Source organism: Pseudomonas sp. LBUM1678, assembly GCF_059695575.1.
In genome coordinates, this window is record NZ_CP166775.1 from 4,055,834 (window position 1) to 4,078,905 (window position 23,072).

Sequence of the window (23,072 nt, forward strand, 5' to 3'; positions counted from 1 at the left end):
CGAACGGTGCGCTATGCGTCTAGTTAATACCGGGCTACCAAACCCGATCACTGTTTTTCAGTGACCCAGCAACGATAAAACCCGTACCCCAGACGCACAAGCCGGCGGATTCTGTCTTACGTGTAGGGGGTGGCGCAAGGCGTTGTAGCCTCGATGCAGTAACAGCAAGCTTCATTTAAACGTCTCTGGTTTTTCTGTTTAAACAAAGCTCAGTACACCCTCCTTCTCGCCACAGGAAACCCGCCGACGGTGCCTTACCCATTTGCCTGGCTACCCGTGAGTGTTCCCGAAAAAGTTCTCTCTACCGGCCCAATGAGAAAGACCGGCCCCACGCCATCCCATTCAATGATCTGGACGAACTGCACGTTCGTCCTGAGAGGAAACAGAGGTTTGGTTTCAATAGTTGGTCCGATCGTCGTGATATCTCGCGGGGCCATGGCGCCTGTCACTGGATTGGCCGAGTTTCGCGAATCCACAACAACGAAGTCATCGCCATTTGCGTGCATCTTATGAAAGCCCAGCGGCATAAATAGCTTCTGGCGAGGTGATATGGGTGATTTAACGTTTGTGACATCATCGGGCGACTGGCCGACCTGCCCTCTCTCCCTCATCAGCGTCACGCACTTGGCAGAGGTGTGGCTCAACGAATGCTTTCTTCTGCACTGCCTCGATTCCATTCTTGATCGAGACGATTTCAGCCATCAACGACAAGGCTATCTCCGGCGGTGTATGGCTGCCAATGTGTAAACCGATCGGCCCGTGCAATCGAGCGATTTCCTGCTCCGACAAGCCAAGCAACGCGAGATTTTCTCGACGCTTGAGTGTGTTGACCCGCGAACCGAGCGCACCGATATAGAAAGCGTTGGATTTGAGTGCCGTTAGCAGGGCCATGTCATCCAACCGTGGATCATGGGTGAGCGCCACAATCGCAGTATGTGCATCAGGAGCGATAGCTTGCACTGCATCGTCGGGCATTCCGGATACGAAACGAGATCCTTCGTCCTCCCAACCAAAAGCAAACTCTTCTCGCGGATCGCAAATCAGGACGTCGAAATCCAGCATCCGCGCCATGGAAGCCACGTAGCGTGACAGTTGACCGGCGCCTATCAAAAGCAGACGCCAACGCGGTCCGTAGACAGTCTTCAATCGCTTTCCATCGAACTCCACCAGCTCATCGCTTGTCGCTGCATCCAATGTCGACTGACCTGTGCCGAGTGACAGTTCACGACTTACGATTTCGTGGTTTTCACAGCGCGCCAGCAGCTCTTCGACCCAGGACGCATCCGTTATCCGTTCTTCGGTGAGTCGTAATGTACCGCCACACGGCAGTCCGAAACGGGAGGCCTCTTCCCGGCTCAGCCCATAGGTGATCAGTTGCACGGGGATATCCAGCATTTGCTGTCGCATTGCCTGACGACGCGCGATCAAATCGTCTTCGATGCATCCCCCCGACACCGACCCGATCACCATGCCATCTTCGCGCAAAGCCAACATCGCGCCCGGTGGGCGTGGTGCGCTTCCCCACGTCTGGATGACGGTGTAAAGCCAGACCTGATGGCCGTCGCGGCGCCACTGCAGAGCATTTTTCAGGACGTTGAGATCGACACTGTCCATGGGGCCTCCGGGGCGTTTATGAAGGGATCAATGCGCAAGTTCAGAGGCAATATCGCATAGGCAAGACGACGCGCCATTGAGCGTTTTTGCAGGGGACGTGCGCATCCTTACCGAATATTCAGCCAGGTCAGGCTCCCGGAGAATCGGTTTATCGATGCCCGATAAGGAACCTGATCGTGAAAAAAAAACTGATGCACGTCCTTTGCTTCGCCTGGTTGAGCGCTGGACTATCACACGCGTACGCGGGAGCCGACAGCCAGCGCAATAACGCTGGCGAGTACCTGGCAAAAGCCGGAGATTGCGCCGCTTGCCACACGGCCCCAGGTGGCAAGCCGTTCGCCGGCGGTTTGAAAATGCTGACGCCCATGGGCGCCATTTACTCCACCAACATCACCCCCGACCACGAAACCGGCATAGGGGGCTACAGTGAAGCCGAGTTCATCCGCGCGGTTCGGCAAGGCGTCGCCCAGGACGGCCATCGCCTGTACCCCGCAATGCCATTCCCTTCCTACGCAAAAATCAGCGACAAAGACATGCATGCGCTGTACACCTGGTTCATGCAAGGCGTCACACCGGTTGCCCGCCCCAATACGCCGTCAGATATTCCATGGCCATTGAGCCTGCGCTGGCCGTTGATGTTCTGGAGCTGGACATTCCTCGATGACGAACGCTACACCACCGTCACGCAGCAGTCAGCGCAATGGAACCGCGGCGCCTATCTGGTCCAATCCTTGGGGCACTGCGGCGCTTGCCATACGCCACGGGGAATCGGCTTCCAGGAAAAGGCCCTGGACCAGAACAGCGCTCACTTCCTGAGCGGCGCCGAGGTCGATCACTGGTTCGCCTCCAACCTGACCGGCAATCACAACTCAGGGCTCGGACGCTGGGACATCAAGGACATCGAGGATTTCCTGCGCACTGGCGCCAACCGACATGCCACCTCGTTTGGTTCAATGACCGAGGTGATCAACAACAGCAGCCAGCATTTGACTGAGCCGGACTTGCGGGCCGTCGCGGTTTATCTGAAGTCCCTGCCCGGCGATCGTGCCGATGACGGCACACCTTTTACGCCCGTCACCGGCCTGTCGACGAACCTCAGTGGCAATCGCGGCAACCGGCTCTATGCCAGCCATTGCGCTCAATGCCACGGTGCCAACGGCCAGGGTCGCGCGCCCTGGCTTGCACCGCTGGCGGGCAATCCCAATGTGTTGGAGCCGGATCCTTCGTCGCTGATTAATGTCACCCTCAATGGAACCCCGTTCATCGTGCTCCATGGCATACCGGCGCCCTTCCCCATGCCCGGTTTCCGAACCGCGCTGAACGACCGGGACGTCGCCGACCTGGTCACCTACCTGCGCACCGCCTGGCACCAAGAGGCTTCGAGTGTGACCGCTGAACAGGTCAGGGAAATCAGGGATGCAACGCAAGACAGCCGCTGAACACCCCTGAAAGAAAACCCGCTACTGCATCACAGTAGCGGGTGTTTTTTTTCCGCGGATACGGGGAATCAAGCGTGGGTACCGGCCCCCAGATTCAGCGCGGCCAAGACCTTAGGCTCGGTGAACGGTATCGATCGCAGGCGCACCCCAGTGGCATCGAACACCGCGTTACCGACCGCCGCACACACCACCGCTGCTGCAATCTCACCGACACCCAGCGGGGGTTCGGTGGGTCGATCGATCAAGTCGATCTCGATTTCCGGGACCTCCGGGAACGTCAGGATCGGATAGGACGCCCAGTCGCGACTGGTTACGGTCGATTGATCGAACTTGAGTTCTTCGTGCAAGGTGCGGCTGAGGGTCTGCACGATGCAGCCTTCGATCTGGTTGCGCGTGCCGTCCGGGTTGATCACCAGTCCGCAGTCATGAGTGACGTAGAACTTGCGCGCCAGAATCTTGCCGGTTTTACGGTTTACCTCAACGTCAGCCACCATGGCCACGTAGGTTTTCGACAAATCGTATTTAACGTAGGCCAACCCCCTGCCCCGTACCGTCTCACCTGTAACGAGCGGACGTGGATAAGCCCCGGTCTGCCACTTCGATAACGCCGCCAGGCGTTGCAACACCTCGGCCCCACGCAGGTCCGCCCGGTCGATGCTGTTGAGACGGATCGTCATCGGATCGACACCTTCGACGGCGGCAATTTCGTCGAGAAAGCTTTCATTGGCGAAGGTGTTTTGCATCCGTCCCGGCGAGCGAATCCATGCCGGACGCAGAGGCGTACTGGCCAGGCGATGGCCTCGGGTCAAGACATTGGCGAAGCGATAGGGAATGCCTGAGTTGCCCATCACCCCGCCCGGCGAGATGTAATCCTCACGGGGCATGCTAGCCAGGTCGGCAGCGATCAATGCCACCGTGCCGATCTTGCCGTCCGGCACAAAAAAGTCGCTTTGCCACGCCGTGAGATGGTTGTCCGCGTCGAAACCGGCCTGCATATCGATCAGCGTCGGTGGCCCCTTGGGGTCCCAGCCGTGCTCATCGGCGCGCATCCATTGCACGCGCACCGGTCTGTCCATGATCTTCGCCAGCAAAGCCGCATCGGCCGCCGCGTCCTCGTGGCCATTGCGGCCATAACAACCGGCGCCTTCCAGGTAAATGGCACGCACGTTTTTCGGCTCCAGCTTGAACATTACCGCCAACTGCCGGCGCAAGGCATGGGTGCCCTGGGAGGCCGTCCAGCAGGTCAGGTTACCGTCCTTGAACTGGGCGATAGCGCATGACGGCCCAATGGAGCCATGGGTATGAATGGCAAAATCGTAGGTGGATTTCAGTGTGCGACGAGCGCTGCCCAAGGCACTGCCGGTATCGCCTACGTTGCTGGAGACTTCGATATTGCTGACCGGCGTGGCGCGCACGTGCTCCCAGAGCTTGTCTTGCTCAGGCAGCCCGGTCCAGTTCGTCCACAAAGCGCTGAGGGTTCTCGCCGCCTGGATCGCTGACCATTCCGTCTTGCCCACCACCGCCAGGAAGTATCCTTCGCGCACGACTTTCAACAACCCCGGAATGTCCTTGACCGATGTTTCATCCACGTTGACCAGGGTCGCCCCCATGGCGGGCGGCCGAATGACCCGGGCATGGAGCATGCCCGGCACTTTGAAATCCTGCATATAGGTGAAGGCGCCGGTCACTTTGGGCGGAATATCACGACGAGCGGCCGACTGACCGATGCTACGGTACTGCGCGGCATTCTTGAGCACGACATTCGCCGCGATCGGCAGGTTCAGCTGATCGCCGCCGACCAGATCGCCGTAACCAAGGCCAGGTGCTCCCGGCGCGGTGGACACAACGCCGTTACTGACCTGCAAGCGATCAGGGCTGACCTTCAACCGTGTGGCGGCTATAGCTATCAGCGCCTGACGTGCCGTCGCCGCGGCCTGGCGTATTTGCAGCCCGCCATTGGTGATCGACATGCTGCCATAAGTGGTGCCCTGATCCGGCGTCAACTGCGTATCGCCCTGGATAATCGTGATCCGATCAATCGCCACATCGAGCTCTTCGGCAGCCATTTGCGCCAGTGCGGTCTCAACACCGGTACCCAGGTCGACCTTGCCGGAGAACACCGTAACCTGGCCTGTTTTATCGATGGCCAGAAAACCGTCGACCTGATCGAGCGCGATGGATTTTTCCTGAGTGCCTGTTTGCGCGAACAGCTGCGCGGCCTGAGGTAGCAGGCTGAATCCGACGACCACAGCGCCCCCCTTGAGAAACCCCCGTCGACTGCTGGAAACATCAAACATGTTGGCCTCCTTGCAGCAATTCCGACGCCCGTTTGACAGCGCGCAAGATCCGCACATGAGTGCCGCACTTGCACAGGTTATTCGCCAGTTCCTGGCGAATCTGCTCGTCGCTCGGCGTTGGGTTGCGATGCAGCAACGCCGCCGACTGCATGATCATGCCGTTGATGCAGTAACCGCACTGCACCGCCTGTTCATCGATAAAGGCTTGTTGCAGGGGATGCAAGGCGTCGCCTTCGGTCAACCCTTCCAGGGTGGTGATACTGGAGCCGACCACGGCGGAAACCGGCATAAGGCAGGACCGCAAGGCCTCACCATTGAGCAGCACCGTGCAGGCACCGCATTGGCCAAGACCGCAACCAAACTTGGGGCCGTGAAAACCCAGTTCATCGCGCAGTACATAAAGGAGGGGAGTATTCGGGTCATCGACCTCGACTGTGACTGTTTTTTGATTCACGACAAGCGATAGAGACTGACTCATGGTGCGCACCTCTCAGCAAGAAAATGCCCCGTGACGAGTTCCAATATACGCCTCGCCCATTGGGCGGTTCCTGGCTTGGTTTTCGTTCAGGGTTCAAGCGATTGTGGCAGGCGCACCAGTGGGAAAATATTCCCTATTTATTCACCTTTGATGTGAGTAAACACCCAAGTTCGATAAGGAAGATTTACGCTATTTCATTGTTTTTCCCATAAAAGTCGCCGGTCGCCTATCAACACTTTCAACGTTGAATCAACCAGCGCTTTCACCCACGTATTAAATCAAAACCGCGATTCACAACCCGCTGCGACGGGCACTCGCTTAACCACCTTTATTGATTTTATTTCAATCGAAAACGGCCAAAAACTCAGTTGCCTGCTGTCGACAGGCTGACTAGCTTGGACAACAGATCGCTATTCGGTTTGATCACTAACAATAATAGGAAGATAAAAATGCGCGTCGCCATTCTCAATGACATTCACAACGCCTACGAAAATACCGCAGGTATCCGCCGACTTCGTGAACATGCACAGGTAGAAATCTTTTTCGAGCCACTCAGCGGACCGGGCGACCTGAAAGGGTTTGACGCGGTCATTGCCAATCGCGAGCGTACCTTGTTCAGCGCCGGGTTCATGGAACAACTGCCAGAGCTGCGCATAATCGCTCAGACAGGAAACCATGCTTACCATATCGATCTGGAGGCTGCGCAAAGGCTGGGTATTGTGGTTGCCAAGGCCACAGGAGGCTTCTGCACCAGCGCCGGTGAATTCACCTTCGGATTGATGATGGCGCTGATGCGAGAAATCCCATGGGTGGACAGTGCGGTCAAACGCGGCGAATGGCCGACGCCCATGACCCGAGTGCTTCGCGGTAAAACTCTGGGTATCGTGGGGCTGGGAAATATTGGTCGTTACGTCGCCCAGGTTGCCCAAGTATTTGGCATGAATGTCGTGGCGTGGGGTCCCAGACTGAACGCAGAAGACGCCACGGCTGTTGGAGCCCAGGCATTGGAGCTGGATGACTTGATGAGGCAGTCCGACATCGTTTCGGTACATGCGACCCTGGCTCCCGAGTCACGAGGACAGCTTGACGCCCGTCGCTTGGGATTGATGAAACCTTCGGCCTACATTATCAACACTGCACGTGGCCCGATCATCGATGAATCCGCACTCGTGCAAGCCCTTGCCGAGGGCCGGATTTGCGGCGCGGCACTGGATGTATTCGATCAGGAACCTTTACCCAAGGGACATGCCCTGACCGGTCTGCCGAACGTTATCCTCACCTCGCATCTCGGCTGGCCTACCGATGAGATGTACGCACAATTTGCCAATGCCGCCACTGACGCTTTGCTCGGTTGGAAAGACGGTGTCGACGTCCCACGCTTCCTGCCCCGCCACTGATCACTCGCACTCCTACGGGGCCAACTGGCCCCGGTCTACAACAATAAAAAAAGAGGACATTTCGATGCTGACTCTATTGATCATATTGGCGATCCTGGTGTCCATCGGTGTCGGCTACTGGCTTAACATCAACACCGGTTTGCTGGCGATTGTTTTTGCCTATCTACTCAGCGTTTCCACCCCCGGTACATCACTGAATGAACTGATCTCGCTCTGGCCGACGAAGCTGTTTTTAATCATCTTCGGTGTCACGTTTTTCTTTGGCTTTGCCATCGCGAACGGCACCCTGGAGCAAATTGCAAATCGGGTGGTCTATGCGACACGCAATCACTCCGCGGCAATTCCCTTTACCTTATATGGTCTGGTGATGCTGGTCTCCGGCGTGGGGCCAGGACATTACGCGGTATTTGTTTTTCTCTCCCCTTTAGTTATGGCAATCGCCAGCAAGACCGGTATGAGTCGATTGCTCGGTGCTGTGATTGTTGTGTGTGGCGGCATGGCCACCACCTTCAATAGCATCAGCCTGGGCGGTCGCGTAACCCAGGGGATTTTTGAACAAATGGGCTTCGATACCCCAACTGCGGAACTCTTTACCCACCGCTTGCTGATGGATTCGCTGATCGTACAGACCGTTATCTTCGTCGCCGCTTATCTGTTGTTACAAGGCTACAAGACCCAATGTCTGGTGGCAGATACTCCGTCCCCTTTAAGCGCAGTGCAGCGCAGAACGGTTGTACTGGTATTCGTCATATTGGGATTGGTCATCATACCCAGCCTGCTGAATGCGCTCATCCCCGGGCAGCCGCTATTGGCAACTATCAGTTCTGCAGTAGACCCAACGTTTATCTCGTTACTGGGTGTGGTATTGGCACTGATTTGCAAAATTGGTGATGAGCGCACCGCCCTGGCCAAGGTGCCGTGGTCAATCATCATTTTGTTATGTGGCATGGGGATGCTCATCTCTGTTGCAACGCGTGCTGGCACCATTGACGCCCTATCGCAATGGTTGGGTCTTCATGTGGGATTTAATACCGTGGTTTACGCCACAGGAATCTGTGCGGGGATCATGAGCTTCTTCTCAAGCACGCTTGGGGTCGTAATGCCAACCCTGTATCCGATCGTTCCCGGCCTGGCAGCACAGACGGGCATAAGTCCCACCGTGTTATTTTCCGTCATCACTTCCTGCGCAATCATGACGGGCTTTTCACCGTTCTCTTCAGCAGGCGCCATGGCACTGGCAGGTGTGCAAGAGGAAACTGAGCGCAATCGACTTTTCTACCAGCTCTTCATGGTTCCGCTGCTGGGCATGGCGGTTGTATTCGTCTTGGCTTTCTTAAGAGTGCTGGGCTAAATAATGCCCAGTGCGCCAACTACCCCTTCAAACCTGCCGGGGGCGAAAACATACCTGTCAGTACGCGGCAACAGCTGTGCGTTTTTGCTGGCGGCATCCGCACTGTTTTGTACTGGCTTGGTTGGTGATCGGCGTCGGAATGGCTTTCGGGCTCTACGACCCACTGTTTGCCACCCTGGGACAACTTTATGAAGACAACGCGCGCGATGTGATCATAAAGATCACCCTGACTTCGGGATTCTGCACCAGCATCATCTGGCCGCTGGTTGCAATGCTCATCGAACACCTGGGCTGGCGTGAAACCTGTTGGGTGTACAGCGCGGGACTGGCGCTGTTGATTCTGCCGATCTACCTGTATGTGTTTCCCAAATACGTCCCCGTTACGAAAGCACCAACGACGCAACCAGGCATCGAGCACGCCTCATCGAAGGTTACGCAAGAAAGGACATTAACGCTGCTGACAGCCGGTTTCATCCTGGCCTCCATCGTTATGACCGCTATCTCTGTTCAGTTGATCGCCTTGTTGCAAGCGCAAGGTTTTTCGCTCGCCGCTGCGTTGGGAATTGCCGCACTGATCGGCCCCAGCCAAGTGGGTGCCCGCGCCATCGATCTGGTCATTGGCCGGGAAACCCACCCGATCTGGAGCACGCTGGGCTCTGCGGTTCTGGTCGCGCTGGGTCTGATGTGCGTGATGATGTCGCCCACGATGGCAGCGCTGGGCGTCGTGCTCTACGGCGCTGGCAGTGGCAGTGGCATTCGTTCCATTGTTCGTGGAACCTTGCCATTGGCATTGTTTGGCGCTCGCATTTACCCGATCGTACTGGGTCGAATTGCACGCCCCACCTTGATTGCGCAAGCGCTGACCCCTTTGGGTGGGGGTTTCCTGCAAGAATGCTATGGCGCAACGGTCACCATGGCAGTCCTCGGCGGCCTCGCGCTGTTGAACATCGTTCTTGTGCTGGTCCTGCTGATTCGGGTGCGCAGAGCGCAGGACCTGCCCGCAACCAGTACCGCGACAACAACGTCTGATTGACGAGTGGAAATAGCGTGGGCCTAGCGGTCATCCTCATGGATGGAGGCTGGATGCCGACACATCGCATCGACCTCAATCGCCATATAGGGGTGCAGCGGCAACTGCATTAGCAAGTCGTGCAATTCCTCTACGCTGTCCACATCAAAAACGCTGTAATTGGCGTAAAGCCCCGCGATGCGCCACAGGTGACGCCACTTGCCTTGCTCTTGAAGACGCTGGGCCAAGGCTTTTTCATCGGCCTTGAGCCTGGCGGCGTGCTCGGGGTTTACGTCGGCTGGTAGATTCACGGTCATTTTTACGTGGAATAGCATGATGCTCTCCTCAAGTTTGATGAGCGATAGTCTGAGGCAAGGTTCTCCCTCTCTTTGCGGAAGACGGTTACAGGTTTCGCTATCAGTTTAGCTACTTGCCAAGTGACTGGCAGCGGTGATCCGATCCAGTGGTTCTGACGTTACAGAATCAAGCTCCCTGTCACGTCACTTTCCTGCGGACAAAACAAAACCCCAACTGCTTTCGCAATTGGGGTTTCGGAATTTAATCTTGACGATGACCTACTCTCACATGGGGAAACCCCACACTACCATCGGCGATGCATCGTTTCACTGCTGAGTTCGGGATGGGATCAGGTGGTTCCAATGCTCTATGGTCGTCAAGAAATTCGGTAGCCAGGTCGTGGGCCTTTGCAGGTTCACGCTCCAGCGAATGGGTATGTGACAGCTTTCGGTGTTTTGTGCTGCTTTTGTGAGTACAGTCGAACTTTCGGTTCGTTTCGTCTTCACACACCGCAATCTGGTGCCCTTTCAGGCCAACAAATTGCTTGGGTGTTATATGGTCAAGCCTCACGGGCAATTAGTATTGGTTAGCTCAACGCCTCACAGCGCTTACACACCCAACCTATCAACGTCGTAGTCTTCGACGGCCCTTCAGGGGACTCAAGGTCCCAGTGAGATCTCATCTTGAGGCTAGTTTCCCGCTTAGATGCTTTCAGCGGTTATCTATTCCGAACATAGCTACCCGGCAATGCCACTGGCGTGACAACCGGAACACCAGAGGTTCGTCCACTCCGGTCCTCTCGTACTAGGAGCAGCCCCTCTCAAATCTCAAACGTCCACGGCAGATAGGGACCGAACTGTCTCACGACGTTCTAAACCCAGCTCGCGTACCACTTTAAATGGCGAACAGCCATACCCTTGGGACCGGCTTCAGCCCCAGGATGTGATGAGCCGACATCGAGGTGCCAAACACCGCCGTCGATATGAACTCTTGGGCGGTATCAGCCTGTTATCCCCGGAGTACCTTTTATCCGTTGAGCGATGGCCCTTCCATACAGAACCACCGGATCACTAAGACCTACTTTCGTACCTGCTCGACGTGTCTGTCTCGCAGTCAAGCGCGCTTTTGCCTTTATACTCTACGACCGATTTCCGACCGGTCTGAGCGCACCTTCGTACTCCTCCGTTACTCTTTAGGAGGAGACCGCCCCAGTCAAACTACCCACCATACACTGTCCTCGATCCGGATAACGGACCTGAGTTAGAACCTCAAAGTTGCCAGGGTGGTATTTCAAGGTTGGCTCCACGCGAACTGGCGTCCACGCTTCAAAGCCTCCCACCTATCCTACACAAGCAAATTCAAAGTCCAGTGCAAAGCTATAGTAAAGGTTCACGGGGTCTTTCCGTCTAGCCGCGGATACACTGCATCTTCACAGCGATTTCAATTTCACTGAGTCTCGGGTGGAGACAGCGCCGCCATCGTTACGCCATTCGTGCAGGTCGGAACTTACCCGACAAGGAATTTCGCTACCTTAGGACCGTTATAGTTACGGCCGCCGTTTACCGGGGCTTCGATCAAGAGCTTCGCGTTAGCTAACCCCATCAATTAACCTTCCGGCACCGGGCAGGCGTCACACCCTATACGTCCACTTTCGTGTTTGCAGAGTGCTGTGTTTTTAATAAACAGTCGCAGCGGCCTGGTATCTTCGACCGGCATGGGCTTACGCAGTAAATGCTTCACCCTCACCGGCGCACCTTCTCCCGAAGTTACGGTGCCATTTTGCCTAGTTCCTTCACCCGAGTTCTCTCAAGCGCCTTGGTATTCTCTACCCAACCACCTGTGTCGGTTTGGGGTACGGTTCCTGGTTACCTGAAGCTTAGAAGCTTTTCTTGGAAGCATGGCATCAACCACTTCGTGTTCTAAAAGAACACTCGTCATCAGCTCTCGGCCTTAGAATCCCGGATTTACCTAAGATTCCAGCCTACCACCTTAAACTTGGACAACCAACGCCAAGCTGGCCTAGCCTTCTCCGTCCCTCCATCGCAATAACCAGAAGTACAGGAATATTAACCTGTTTTCCATCGACTACGCTTTTCAGCCTCGCCTTAGGGACCGACTAACCCTGCGTCGATTAACGTTGCGCAGGAAACCTTGGTCTTTCGGCGTGGGTGTTTTTCACACCCATTGTCGTTACTCATGTCAGCATTCGCACTTCTGATACCTCCAGCAAGCTTCTCAACTCACCTTCACAGGCTTACAGAACGCTCCTCTACCGCATCACCTAAGTGATACCCGTAGCTTCGGTGTATGGTTTGAGCCCCGTTACATCTTCCGCGCAGGCCGACTCGACTAGTGAGCTATTACGCTTTCTTTAAAGGGTGGCTGCTTCTAAGCCAACCTCCTAGCTGTCTAAGCCTTCCCACATCGTTTCCCACTTAACCATAACTTTGGGACCTTAGCTGACGGTCTGGGTTGTTTCCCTTTTCACGACGGACGTTAGCACCCGCCGTGTGTCTCCCATGCTCGGCACTTGTAGGTATTCGGAGTTTGCATCGGTTTGGTAAGTCGGGATGACCCCCTAGCCGAAACAGTGCTCTACCCCCTACAGTGATACATGAGGCGCTACCTAAATAGCTTTCGAGGAGAACCAGCTATCTCCGAGCTTGATTAGCCTTTCACTCCGATCCACAGGTCATCCGCTAACTTTTCAACGGTAGTCGGTTCGGTCCTCCAGTTAGTGTTACCCAACCTTCAACCTGCCCATGGATAGATCGCCCGGTTTCGGGTCTATTCCCAGCGACTAGACGCCCTATTAAGACTCGCTTTCGCTACGCCTCCCCTATTCGGTTAAGCTCGCCACTGAAAATAAGTCGCTGACCCATTATACAAAAGGTACGCAGTCACCCAACAAAGTGGGCTCCCACTGCTTGTACGCATACGGTTTCAGGATCTATTTCACTCCCCTCTCCGGGGTTCTTTTCGCCTTTCCCTCACGGTACTAGTTCACTATCGGTCAGTCAGTAGTATTTAGCCTTGGAGGATGGTCCCCCCATATTCAGACAAAGTTTCTCGTGCTCCGTCCTACTCGATTTCATGACTAAGAGATTTTCGCGTACAGGGCTATCACCCACTATGGCCGTACTTTCCAGAACGTTCCGCTAATCTCAAAGCCACTTAAGGGCTAGTCCCCGTTCGCTCGCCACTACTAAGGGAATCTCGGTTGATTTCTTTTCCTCAGGGTACTTAGATGTTTCAGTTCCCCTGGTTCGCCTCTTAAGCCTATGTATTCAGCTTAAGATAACCATCTTATGATGGCTGGGTTCCCCCATTCAGACATCTCCGGATCAAAGTCTGTTTGCCGACTCCCCGAAGCTTTTCGCAGGCTACCACGTCTTTCATCGCCTCTGACTGCCAAGGCATCCACCGTATGCGCTTCTTCACTTGACCATATAACCCCAAGCAATCTGGTTATACTGTGAAGACGACATTCGCCGAAAATTCGATAATACTCAATTAAGAGCAACTCACAAATTTTACCTTAGCCTGATCCGTTACCAGTGAAAGTAACGTCCAGTCTATCTTTCTATCACATACCCAAATTTTTAAAGAACGATCTAATCAAAGACTAGAAATCAACATTCACCATCATCACGATGGAATGCTCATTTCTAAGCTTTTACACAAAAGACAGTTACTCTCCAGACCATCAGAGTAACTTTATCGTCTTCTTCAATGAATCAAGCAATTCGTGTGGGAACTTATGGAGCAGCTGATGTCGTCGATTAAGGAGGTGATCCAGCCGCAGGTTCCCCTACGGCTACCTTGTTACGACTTCACCCCAGTCATGAATCACACCGTGGTAACCGTCCCCCCGAAGGTTAGACTAGCTACTTCTGGTGCAACCCACTCCCATGGTGTGACGGGCGGTGTGTACAAGGCCCGGGAACGTATTCACCGCGACATTCTGATTCGCGATTACTAGCGATTCCGACTTCACGCAGTCGAGTTGCAGACTGCGATCCGGACTACGATCGGTTTTCTGGGATTAGCTCCACCTCGCGGCTTGGCAACCCTCTGTACCGACCATTGTAGCACGTGTGTAGCCCAGGCCGTAAGGGCCATGATGACTTGACGTCATCCCCACCTTCCTCCGGTTTGTCACCGGCAGTCTCCTTAGAGTGCCCACCATTACGTGCTGGTAACTAAGGACAAGGGTTGCGCTCGTTACGGGACTTAACCCAACATCTCACGACACGAGCTGACGACAGCCATGCAGCACCTGTCTCAATGTTCCCGAAGGCACCAATCCATCTCTGGAAAGTTCATTGGATGTCAAGGCCTGGTAAGGTTCTTCGCGTTGCTTCGAATTAAACCACATGCTCCACCGCTTGTGCGGGCCCCCGTCAATTCATTTGAGTTTTAACCTTGCGGCCGTACTCCCCAGGCGGTCAACTTAATGCGTTAGCTGCGCCACTAAGAGCTCAAGGCTCCCAACGGCTAGTTGACATCGTTTACGGCGTGGACTACCAGGGTATCTAATCCTGTTTGCTCCCCACGCTTTCGCACCTCAGTGTCAGTATCAGTCCAGGTGGTCGCCTTCGCCACTGGTGTTCCTTCCTATATCTACGCATTTCACCGCTACACAGGAAATTCCACCACCCTCTACCATACTCTAGCTTGTCAGTTTTGAATGCAGTTCCCAGGTTGAGCCCGGGGATTTCACATCCAACTTAACAAACCACCTACGCGCGCTTTACGCCCAGTAATTCCGATTAACGCTTGCACCCTCTGTATTACCGCGGCTGCTGGCACAGAGTTAGCCGGTGCTTATTCTGTCGGTAACGTCAAAACACTAACGTATTAGGTTAATGCCCTTCCTCCCAACTTAAAGTGCTTTACAATCCGAAGACCTTCTTCACACACGCGGCATGGCTGGATCAGGCTTTCGCCCATTGTCCAATATTCCCCACTGCTGCCTCCCGTAGGAGTCTGGACCGTGTCTCAGTTCCAGTGTGACTGATCATCCTCTCAGACCAGTTACGGATCGTCGCCTTGGTGAGCCATTACCTCACCAACTAGCTAATCCGACCTAGGCTCATCTGATAGCGCAAGGCCCGAAGGTCCCCTGCTTTCTCCCGTAGGACGTATGCGGTATTAGCGTCCGTTTCCGAGCGTTATCCCCCACTACCAGGCAGATTCCTAGGCATTACTCACCCGTCCGCCGCTCGCCACCAGGTACAAGTACCCGTGCTGCCGCTCGACTTGCATGTGTTAGGCCTGCCGCCAGCGTTCAATCTGAGCCATGATCAAACTCTTCAGTTCAAACATCTTTGGGTTTTTAAGAAACCCTAAACTTGGCTCAGCAATCGTTGGTTACATCTTTGATTTCTCGCGGAGTAACTTGTGATGCTGATAATCTTGTTGACTATCAGTCTGACTCCACAAGCACCCACACGAATTGCTTGATTCAGTTGTTAAAGAGCGGTTGGTTAAGATCTTTCGTCTCAACCGAGGAGCGCACTCTACAGCACGCTTCCTGAAACTGCAACCCTTAAAAGCTCATGAGTTTATTAACAAAATCAATTACTTAGGCTAGAAGCAGCTTCAAGCTGCTCGTTAGCGGGAGGCGAATAGTACAGTATTAAAATACGTGGTCAACCCCTGCCTGGAAATTCTTTTCCTTACCGAGAACCCAGGTTGCCACTATGAAAACTTCAAAGGTCCGTACAACGTATATAAGGCAGGAAGAGACCCAGACCACATCGCCACTGAAGCCCCCCTTCTTTCGTGGGCGCTTTCTGCCTGTCGCCACCGTCAGCTCTGGGTCGACGGTAGCCAATCTTTTGCATCGACCAGTTGAAGCCGCAGTAGAAAGCAGACATGAGCACCGATGCGATCTGCTCCTTCAAAACGACTCCGCACAAAAAAGCCCACTGACCGTCCCCGGTCCAGTGGGCTTTTTCTGATTACGCTTCTACTTACAAAGCCATATCACTCGCAGCATTAGCCTTCGGAGCCTTTGCTTTATCAGCGTCAGCCGGAGCAGCAGCCGGAGCCGCCACCTGACCAATCGCCGGCGGCGGAGTCAGTTGCAACACCTTGGCGGTGTAAGCCCACTCCTGCGCGACCTTCTCAGGACTGCCATTCAACTGAGTGCCATAGCTCGGCACGATCTGGTGCAGCTTCTCCTGCCAGGCCGGCGAAGCGACCTTGTCCTTGAACACTTTCTGCAGCACGGTCAGCATGATCGGTGCGGCAGTCGATGCGCCCGGCGAAGCGCCCAGCAGGCCAGCGATCGAGCCGTCAGCGGAAGAAACGATTTCAGTACCCAACTTCAGCACGCCACCCGCCGCTTCATCGCGCTTGATGATTTGCACGCGTTGGCCGGCTTGCCACAGGCGCCAGTCTTCAGCTTTGGCGTTCGGGAAGTATTCTTTCAGGGCGTTGAGGCGGTCTTCGTCGGACAGCATCAGTTGGCCGGCGAGGTACTCGACCAGCGGGTATTCCTTGATGCCGACCTTGGTCATTGGCCACACGTTGTGCGTGGTGGTGGTGGTCAGCAGGTCCAGGTACGAGCCTTCTTTGAGGAACTTGGTGCTGAAGGTCGCGAATGGGCCAAACAGGATGACGCGCTTGCCGTCAAGGACACGGGTGTCCAGGTGCGGAACCGACATTGGCGGTGCGCCAACGGAGGCTTTGCCGTAGGCCTTGGCCAGGTGTTGCTCGGCGATGGTCGGGTTCTCGGTCACGAGGAACGAGCCGCCAACCGGGAAGCCAGCATATTCCTTGGCTTCAGGAATGCCGGACTTCTGCAGCAGGTGCAGTGCACCGCCGCCCGCGCCGATGAAGACGAACTTGGCGTCGGTTTCGGATTTGCTGCCGTCTTTCAGGTTTTTGTAGCTGACGCGCCAGGTGCCGTCTTCATTCTTGGTGATGTCTTGCACTTCGCTAGACAGTTTCAAGTCGAACTTCGGCGTGGTTTGCAGGTGCGCAACGAACTGGCGGGTGATCTCGCCGAAGTTGACGTCGGTGCCGATCGGGCTCCAGGTGGCCGCGATTTTCTGGTTCGGGTCGCGCCCTTCCATCATCAGCGGAACCCACTTCTTGATCACAGCCGGGTCTTCGGAGTACTGCATGCCGGCGAACAACGGGCTCGCTTGCAGGGCTTCGTAGCGCTTCTTCAGGAACTTGATGTTGTCATCGCCCCACACAAAGCTCATGTGCGGCGTGGAGTTGATGAACGAACGCGGGTTTTTCAGCACGCCTTGCTGAACCTGCCAGGCCCAGAACTGACGGGAGATCTGAAAGGCTTCGTTGATTTCAACGGCTTTCGGGATCTGTACGTTGCCCTTGTCGTCTTCCGGGGTGTAGTTCAACTCGGCCAGGGCGGAGTGACCGGTACCGGCGTTGTTCCAGCCGTTGGAGCTTTCCAGGGCGACGCCGTCGAGGCGCTCGATCATTTCCATCGAAGTGCCGGGTTCCAGCTCATTGAGCCAGACACCCAGGGTCGCGCTCATGATGCCGCCACCAATCAGCAGTACATCGACTTTCTTTGCCTCTTCCGCGTGAACGGACGTGATCCCCATCGACAAAGCCAGCCCCAGAAGGGCCGTGTTCATTTTCTTAAACATCTGTAGCACCTATGATAAAACGCCATCCACCCTTCCATCCTCATTCACGGAGCCCCTGGCTCACGACATTCAGGCAGGACGTCGTGGGGGCTCGTACACAAGAATTGAAGGGTGGGCACACAAGGCCGACTATATGCATCGACCTCAGTTATATGTCCCTACTGAACTGACTTTTTATCATTATTGGCTTCAGCTACTTGAGCGACATTGATCCTGTTGGCACGTCTCAAGGACGGGCAAACTGAATAGGTCAAACCAAGTTGGCGCGCAGAATATCACGGCTCGATGACCACGCGCTTCCGAAAGGACTTATGAGTCTAGTCCAGACGGGGCTCGTTCGCCGCGTTCTGGCCCAAACGATTCAGCACAAACACCTTGGCGTTGTGGGTCATTTGGTCCAGGTGCCGGTCACGCTGCTTTTCAGCATCGACCATTGCGCGCTTTCCGTGTTTTTGCAGCAAGTAGGTATGTATCTGCCGGACCTCTAAAGAACTGTAGATAAATGTGACATCCAGCAGTCCCATCAAACCTTCACTGCTGTAGTCGCGGGTGTTCATCAGCACCTGCGTGCCGCGCACGCCGAGTACCTGAAAACCCATCGACTCGAACCACGGTACTTTGGCGACGGTGCAGGTCAGTTCCGCGTGCGGGTAACGGCTGATCATGTCTTGCAACATGGCCCGCGCGACGCCCCGGCGGCGGTGACCCGCGTCGACGGCCATGTAGGCCACACCGCACGCTTCTGGATCGTCCTTGACCGGCAGGTACAGCAGAAAGCCGATGACCTTCTCAGGGTCTTCATCGTCGGTGGCGACGATCAACTCGACCGCAATGCCCTTGGTCCCGCCGAGGGCTTCCAGGTACAGATGCACTTCGTAGCCGACCGCATATTGATAGACGTTGTACAGCGGGTTGCTCGGCGCGATGCCGACCATGCTGATGTCAGTCAGGTTGTCGACGACCATCTGCAGGATCTGGCTGTTGATGTGCTCCGGGCACGGGGCTGCGAAGTGAGTGAGTTGCGGCATTGAAGTTCTGACTCCGGGATTGCTTTACTGGGTTTCGGCAGGGCTATTGTCACAGATTGATCGCCACGCCGCTTCTGCCAGCAATTTCCTGTAGTCCTTCGGGCTGCCAGCCACCCTCCCCGACAACCATGCCCGGCAGTAACTGTCGGCCTGGCCGATGATCAGCGACGGCAGCAGTTCGGCAGGAAACGCTTTCAACTCATCACGTCGGCCGGGTTCTGCCAGCCATTGTCCGAGCTTCTGATTACGGGTTTTGTTACGGGCGGCCAGTTCATCCTTGAGCGGCCCTTTGGTGACGGCGAATCGCGCGTGGTACTGAAACCGCGCCCACTCGGGTTGGCTGTCTACCCAATCGACGTAGCTGTGGACCAGCGCGTGCACGCCCTCTTCGGTCGTCTGTGCCTCGGCGAGATAGCTGTCGCGAAGCAGTGCCTGATCGTCCAGCGCGGTGAAAAACAGCGCGGCCACCAGGCCTTCCTTGTTGCCGAAATGATGGTAGATCGCGCCCACGCTGGTATCGCATTCGGCGCGGATCATTTCGATGGTCGTGGCTTCGAGCCCTTGTTCGTTGAACAGGGCCAGGGCTTTTCTGAAGATGTCGCGCTTGAGTTCGGCCCTTCTACCGGGGTAACTGCGCTCGAGTAAATCTGACGTTTGCATGCTGGACACGGGCCAAGAAAATCCATGACAAGGCAGTCGGCTGCCAATGAGAAAGCTGCGCTAGGTTGACAGATTTCACCGCGACAGAATACTGTTCCGTAACAGAACATTATTCTGTTACGGAATATACTTCTGTAAAACCACTCTTTCAGCGAGGCTTAAAAATGAGTCAGTTTCTCAGCATGTTTAACAGCGCCGGCCCGGAAGCATTCAGCAAAATGGCCTGCCAGGTGGCGCCCTACTTCAGCACCATCAACCCGCTGATCTCGGCTTTGCGCCCGGGTCATGCCACGGTGCAGGTGCCGTTCAGCAAGGAGATCACCAACCACTTGGGCTCGGTGCACGCGATTGCGATGTGCAACGCCGCCGAACTGGCTGCAGGGACGATGACCGATGTGTCCATTCCCGCGGGTGCGCGCTGGATTCCAAAAGGGATGACGGTTGAGTACCTGGCCAAGGCCAAAACAGACGTGACGGCGGAGGCCGATGGTGAGGCGGTGGATTGGCTAACGGAGGGCGACAAGATCGTGCCGGTGGATATTCATGACGCCGAAGGCAAGAAAGTGTTCACGGCGCGGATCACCATGAACGTGAAGCTCGCCTAAACACCGCACCGCTGTAGCAGCTGGCGAAGCCTGCGTCCGGCTGCGAAGCAGTCGTAAAATCAGAACACGCGGTATCAGAGAAACCTTGCAACCAGGGTTTACGACTGCTTCGCAGCCGAACGCAGGCTGCGCCAGCTGCTACACAATCGCGTTATCAGTCTGGCCTCGATCCAGTTTACCCATGTCATAACTGACAGCCATCACCACCGTCCGACAATGGCTCGTTCCATGCAATGTGGACCGGGCGTCAATCGATTACGGAAGTTCGGTTGCATCGGTTGCATCGGTTGCTGGAAACGGCCAAGGACGGTCAACGGGCGATCACCGTTTGATCCGACTCAACTAAAGTTGTCCCCTCGCTCGCCGACTCCTTCTGGTGAATTAACCAACGAAGGACCGTGAAATGTATTACCCCCGCGAAGCTGAAAAAGATCACCTGTTCAACCGGGTGATCCTGCTTACAGTTGCCTGCTGCGTGGTGCTGATCCTCGCCGGCATGGCCCGGCACGAGGGCATTGCCTATGCCGCCATCCGGCTGAGCCCCGTCGAGACCACTGGCAAGGTGACCCGGTTGGACAACATCCTGATGAACAGCGACGGCAAAGTGATCCATTACCGCTACATCGATCACGACGGGCAGGTGCACGACGATCAATACGTCGACGAGCGCTATGCGCAGAAAACCGCGTTTGAAACCGGCGGCAGCATCGACCTGCTTTACTCGCGCTGGTTACCGGGACAGAACAGCATTGCCCGCGAGCTGAACGGCAATCGTCCGGGGTTCTACATCATGTTGGGCGGTGTGTTGCTGGCGTTGTTGTTCCTGGGGATATCGGCCAAGACCCTGGGACGGATTTATGCGATGAAGGAAGAAGACCGGTTTTATTGAGAGGTGCCTGACGTATTCGACTGACAGAATTGGAGGCGAAATGCCGGCATTGATATGGGACCCGTTTGACCTTTTCAACGTACTAGGGGCTATTCCCCGTGGAGGGAGAGCATGGAACATTCCACCGCTACGTCGTCGAACAAGACTCCGTCACGCTACAACTGACCGTTTGGCAATTTGAGGCCGATGTGGAAATCCAGTTGTGGGCCGCGCCGCTGCCAGACCCGATCATCCGCTACACCATGCTCGGATGCCCGGGCATACGGGTCGTGGATGATAAACGTGGCAGGTTTCTAGAGTTTGCCGCCGCGAATACGTTTACTGGGCGATACGACGGTTATTCGGTCATCCCTTACGGGTTGAGGCTTTGGGTGAGTCCGCAGATTTTTCTTGAGCCGTTTACGTATTCGGCTTGATGCCCCCCGTTACTCCGAAACCGCCACCTGATTACGCCCACGCGCCTTGGCTCGATAAAGCGCTTTATCAGCGTTATTCAGCAAACTCTGCAGGTCGTTATCGCCGATCTCCAACGCCGCAACACCCAGACTCGCCGATATGCGGTGAACCGGCCCCGTCATCAATCCACCGATCGACTGGATAAGTTGGTCGGCGATGTTAAGGGCGATTTCAATCGACGTGTTCGGAAGCAGGATCGCGAACTCTTCGCCACCGAGCCTGCCGAAGACATCGGTATCGCGGAAGGATCGGTTAATGATCGCGCCCATTTGTCGCAAAACCTGATCGCCGGCCTGATGACCGTAGGTGTCATTGATGTGCTTGAAGTGATCCATGTCCAGCATCACCGCACACAGGGGCAACCGGTTGCTCTTGCAGTCATGGAACAATTGCTGGGCGTGCTCGAAAAAGGCGCGGCGGTTTTTCAGGCCGGTGAGTTCGTCGGTTTGTGCGGCATACGTGGCGATGCGATGGGCGCGTTCCATTTCGCGGGTCAGCTGGAACGCGGTTTCCAAGGCTTCGGACAGTTTGCGGGTCGCGCTGACCACGAACGAGGCGAACACAAGTACGGCCAGCGCCATGCCGACTTGCATCGCTGTCGGTTGAAACAGCAGCCAGAGGGTACACGGCAACAAGACCAGGCCAATGGACGCCAACGTCATGAATCGATAGGACGAGTAACACGACACGGCGCTGACCGACATGCCGACGGCAAAGAGCATGACCAACGCCTGGGACAACAGGTCTTTTGCCGGCATCACCGCTAAAGCACCTGCCCCCCAGATACTGGCGGAGAACACCAGCGTGAACCAGTATCTCTTCTCCCAGCGTTGCGGGGTGCGTTCGTTTTCCGGGCAGCGAAACCAGGCAACGAACATCAGGATGCGCAGCAACGACGATGCGGTCAGCAGGCCAATCCACCAGAAAATGACGGCGTGATCAAAACGCTCCCAGCACAGGCCGCACAGCATGAGCGCCGCTAGAAAACTGCCGAAAATCGCAGGAAATGACTGGTGGAATAGCTGATGCAATCGATCACTGCGCACCTGCGCGGCGATGAAAGTATCCTGGTCGTGCCGAAATCCTGGGCCACCCATTTGATCCGCCTGATCATGATACTGCGACAAAAAAAGCGATTGTGGCACCTTGCCACTCAGGCAAACAAACAATTAAGACTCATGGGTACGCGCTAATTCACGCTAATGCGTCCATGCTTCTACTTGAAAGCCCCAGTGACACTCGTCAGAAAAGTAATAGCACACAAGTGCGCTCCCATGCCTTGTAGTGATCAAGCCAAATGACATTGCGCCGTCAACATGCAACCCGCCCTGCTACGCTTTTTAGGCCTCGAACGGAATCCGGCGATCATCACCCAATACTGTCCCCCTGACTGTTGAGGTTGTGCAATGTGAGAGCCGAATTATTTAGCGCCATCATCACCCTGGCCGTGATCAGTGTGACGACGTATGGGTTTATGGAATGGAAAGCGGGTGAGAGCGCACGGCAGGATGCGGTGTGCAAGACAGCACAGCAGCATATGGAAACCCTGCAAATTCGCGCACGAGCGATGGCTGCCGGGCTGTCCGTCGATGCTTACGCCGATGCCGAGAAAGCGGAAGTCGACAAATTGGTCTCCGCCCTGGATACCGCGAAGAATGATGCCGAGGTTGAAGCCGTCATAGACGCCCACGCTGCCGAGTTGCAGGCGCAGGACGCCGCGTCCGACGCAGAGTTGAAAAACCAGGGGAGTCAGATATTCCTCGAACAGAAACACAAGGAACAACGGATAACCACTGACATCAAGCAGGAAATTGAACGCGCCGAGAAGGCTGTCGCTGATGCCTGTCTTTAGTGCAGCTTCGTTTCAAGCCTGACGCGCTCAACAGCTTGAACTGTGCATTGGGTCAAAAACAGCGGGTGA

At 55.5% G+C, this 23,072-nt stretch carries 17 protein-coding genes and 3 rRNA genes; 8 read left to right on the forward strand and 12 right to left on the reverse strand.

What is annotated here, in order from left to right; genetic code table 11:
- Positions 1 to 254 precede the first annotated feature (254 nt).
- Together ACA070_RS18395 and ACA070_RS18400 are read right to left on the reverse strand one after the other, a co-directional pair.
- Positions 255 to 527 (reverse strand): hypothetical protein, encoded by a 273-nt coding sequence (locus ACA070_RS18395; protein WP_497447780.1) that lies wholly within the window; start codon positions 525 to 527, stop codon positions 255 to 257.
- A 46-nt stretch (positions 528 to 573) separates the two neighbouring features.
- Complete coding sequence (locus ACA070_RS18400) at positions 574 to 1,614, reverse strand: XdhC family protein (RefSeq protein WP_497447781.1); 1,041 nt, start codon at positions 1,612 to 1,614, stop codon at positions 574 to 576.
- A gap of 176 nt (positions 1,615 to 1,790) precedes the next feature.
- Between ACA070_RS18400 and ACA070_RS18405 the strand changes: the two genes are divergently transcribed.
- A complete protein-coding gene (locus ACA070_RS18405; protein ID WP_497447782.1) occupies positions 1,791 to 3,053 on the forward strand; it encodes a c-type cytochrome in 1,263 nt (420 codons plus the stop codon).
- A gap of 68 nt (positions 3,054 to 3,121) precedes the next feature.
- On the opposite strand, the gene ACA070_RS18410 is transcribed toward ACA070_RS18405, so the two are convergent.
- The gene (locus ACA070_RS18410) at positions 3,122 to 5,350 is read right to left on the reverse strand and encodes a xanthine dehydrogenase family protein molybdopterin-binding subunit (protein ID WP_497447783.1); all 2,229 of its coding nucleotides are present in this window, start codon (positions 5,348 to 5,350) and stop codon (positions 3,122 to 3,124) included.
- Positions 5,343 to 5,828: a (2Fe-2S)-binding protein gene (locus ACA070_RS18415; protein WP_497447784.1), complete on the reverse strand. Its 486-nt coding sequence runs from the start codon at positions 5,826 to 5,828 to the stop codon at positions 5,343 to 5,345. Before ACA070_RS18415 ends, ACA070_RS18410 begins: the two co-directional genes overlap by 8 nt.
- A gap of 449 nt (positions 5,829 to 6,277) precedes the next feature.
- Here ACA070_RS18415 and ACA070_RS18420 point away from each other — a divergent pair, with 449 nt between their 5' ends.
- The 3 genes from ACA070_RS18420 (at position 6,278) to ACA070_RS18430 (ending at position 9,609) form a co-directional block, all read left to right on the forward strand.
- Positions 6,278 to 7,225 (forward strand): D-2-hydroxyacid dehydrogenase family protein, encoded by a 948-nt coding sequence (locus tag ACA070_RS18420; protein WP_497447785.1) that lies wholly within the window; start codon positions 6,278 to 6,280, stop codon positions 7,223 to 7,225.
- A gap of 64 nt (positions 7,226 to 7,289) precedes the next feature.
- Positions 7,290 to 8,576, forward strand: coding sequence for an SLC13 family permease (locus tag ACA070_RS18425; RefSeq protein ID WP_497447786.1), 1,287 nt, complete (start codon positions 7,290 to 7,292; stop codon positions 8,574 to 8,576).
- A gap of 124 nt (positions 8,577 to 8,700) precedes the next feature.
- Positions 8,701 to 9,609: an MFS transporter gene (locus ACA070_RS18430; protein ID WP_497447787.1), complete on the forward strand. Its 909-nt coding sequence runs from the start codon at positions 8,701 to 8,703 to the stop codon at positions 9,607 to 9,609.
- A gap of 20 nt (positions 9,610 to 9,629) precedes the next feature.
- On the opposite strand, the gene catC is transcribed toward ACA070_RS18430, so the two are convergent.
- The 7 genes from catC to ACA070_RS18465 form a co-directional block, all read right to left on the reverse strand.
- Positions 9,630 to 9,920, reverse strand: a complete 291-nt coding sequence (gene catC, locus ACA070_RS18435) for a muconolactone Delta-isomerase (RefSeq protein ID WP_462027592.1) — start codon at positions 9,918 to 9,920, stop codon at positions 9,630 to 9,632.
- A 227-nt stretch (positions 9,921 to 10,147) separates the two neighbouring features.
- Positions 10,148 to 10,263 (reverse strand): 5S ribosomal RNA (gene rrf / locus ACA070_RS18440).
- Positions 10,264 to 10,437: 174 nt separating this feature from the next.
- A 23S ribosomal RNA gene (locus ACA070_RS18445) occupies positions 10,438 to 13,329 on the reverse strand.
- Between the two features lie 336 nt (positions 13,330 to 13,665).
- Positions 13,666 to 15,204 (reverse strand): 16S ribosomal RNA (locus ACA070_RS18450).
- The 16S, 23S and 5S rRNA genes sit together here, the layout of an rRNA operon.
- Positions 15,205 to 15,860: 656 nt before the next feature.
- Positions 15,861 to 17,513 carry a malate dehydrogenase (quinone) gene (gene mqo / locus ACA070_RS18455; RefSeq protein ID WP_497447788.1) on the reverse strand — a complete coding sequence of 551 codons (1,653 nt, stop codon included), beginning with the start codon at positions 17,511 to 17,513 and terminating at the stop codon, positions 15,861 to 15,863.
- Positions 17,514 to 17,830: 317 nt separating this feature from the next.
- A complete protein-coding gene (locus tag ACA070_RS18460; protein WP_497447789.1) occupies positions 17,831 to 18,541 on the reverse strand; it encodes a GNAT family N-acetyltransferase in 711 nt (236 codons plus the stop codon).
- 24 nt (positions 18,542 to 18,565) lie between these two features.
- Positions 18,566 to 19,201, reverse strand: a complete 636-nt coding sequence (locus tag ACA070_RS18465) for a TetR/AcrR family transcriptional regulator (RefSeq protein ID WP_497447790.1) — start codon at positions 19,199 to 19,201, stop codon at positions 18,566 to 18,568.
- A gap of 164 nt (positions 19,202 to 19,365) precedes the next feature.
- Between ACA070_RS18465 and ACA070_RS18470 the strand changes: the two genes are divergently transcribed.
- The 3 genes from ACA070_RS18470 to ACA070_RS18480 all read left to right on the forward strand — a co-directional run bounded on the left by ACA070_RS18470 (position 19,366) and on the right by ACA070_RS18480 (position 21,111).
- Complete coding sequence (locus tag ACA070_RS18470; protein WP_497447791.1) at positions 19,366 to 19,806, forward strand: hotdog fold domain-containing protein; 441 nt, start codon at positions 19,366 to 19,368, stop codon at positions 19,804 to 19,806.
- A gap of 403 nt (positions 19,807 to 20,209) precedes the next feature.
- On the forward strand, positions 20,210 to 20,695 hold the full coding sequence (locus ACA070_RS18475) for a hypothetical protein (protein ID WP_497447792.1): 486 nt from the start codon (positions 20,210 to 20,212) through the stop codon (positions 20,693 to 20,695).
- A gap of 98 nt (positions 20,696 to 20,793) precedes the next feature.
- Positions 20,794 to 21,111, forward strand: coding sequence for a Ypar14, super integron cassette (locus ACA070_RS18480; RefSeq protein ID WP_497447793.1), 318 nt, complete (start codon positions 20,794 to 20,796; stop codon positions 21,109 to 21,111).
- Positions 21,112 to 21,120: 9 nt separating this feature from the next.
- Here ACA070_RS18480 and ACA070_RS18485 read toward each other — a convergent pair whose 3' ends face one another.
- Positions 21,121 to 22,248, reverse strand: coding sequence for a GGDEF domain-containing protein (locus tag ACA070_RS18485; RefSeq protein WP_497447794.1), 1,128 nt, complete (start codon positions 22,246 to 22,248; stop codon positions 21,121 to 21,123).
- 311 nt (positions 22,249 to 22,559) lie between these two features.
- Between ACA070_RS18485 and ACA070_RS18490 the strand changes: the two genes are divergently transcribed.
- The gene (locus tag ACA070_RS18490) at positions 22,560 to 23,003 is read left to right on the forward strand and encodes a hypothetical protein (protein ID WP_497447795.1); all 444 of its coding nucleotides are present in this window, start codon (positions 22,560 to 22,562) and stop codon (positions 23,001 to 23,003) included.
- Positions 23,004 to 23,072 lie beyond the last annotated feature (69 nt).

Coding starts and splice junctions, on each gene's coding strand:
- ACA070_RS18465 (WP_497447790.1), bottom strand. CDS start 19,201: ATGCAAACGTCAGATTTACTCGAGCGCAGTTACCCCGGTAGAAGGGCC.
- ACA070_RS18485 (WP_497447794.1), bottom strand. CDS start 22,248: ATGGGTGGCCCAGGATTTCGGCACGACCAGGATACTTTCATCGCCGCG.
- ACA070_RS18425 (WP_497447786.1), top strand. CDS start 7,290: ATGCTGACTCTATTGATCATATTGGCGATCCTGGTGTCCATCGGTGTC.
- ACA070_RS18475 (WP_497447792.1), top strand. CDS start 20,210: ATGTATTACCCCCGCGAAGCTGAAAAAGATCACCTGTTCAACCGGGTG.
- mqo (WP_497447788.1), bottom strand. CDS start 17,513: ATGTTTAAGAAAATGAACACGGCCCTTCTGGGGCTGGCTTTGTCGATG.
- ACA070_RS18400 (WP_497447781.1), bottom strand. CDS start 1,614: ATGGACAGTGTCGATCTCAACGTCCTGAAAAATGCTCTGCAGTGGCGC.
- ACA070_RS18395 (WP_497447780.1), bottom strand. CDS start 527: ATGCCGCTGGGCTTTCATAAGATGCACGCAAATGGCGATGACTTCGTT.
- ACA070_RS18460 (WP_497447789.1), bottom strand. CDS start 18,541: ATGCCGCAACTCACTCACTTCGCAGCCCCGTGCCCGGAGCACATCAAC.
- ACA070_RS18420 (WP_497447785.1), top strand. CDS start 6,278: ATGCGCGTCGCCATTCTCAATGACATTCACAACGCCTACGAAAATACC.
- ACA070_RS18470 (WP_497447791.1), top strand. CDS start 19,366: ATGAGTCAGTTTCTCAGCATGTTTAACAGCGCCGGCCCGGAAGCATTC.
- ACA070_RS18415 (WP_497447784.1), bottom strand. CDS start 5,828: ATGAGTCAGTCTCTATCGCTTGTCGTGAATCAAAAAACAGTCACAGTC.
- ACA070_RS18410 (WP_497447783.1), bottom strand. CDS start 5,350: ATGTTTGATGTTTCCAGCAGTCGACGGGGGTTTCTCAAGGGGGGCGCT.
- catC (WP_462027592.1), bottom strand. CDS start 9,920: ATGCTATTCCACGTAAAAATGACCGTGAATCTACCAGCCGACGTAAAC.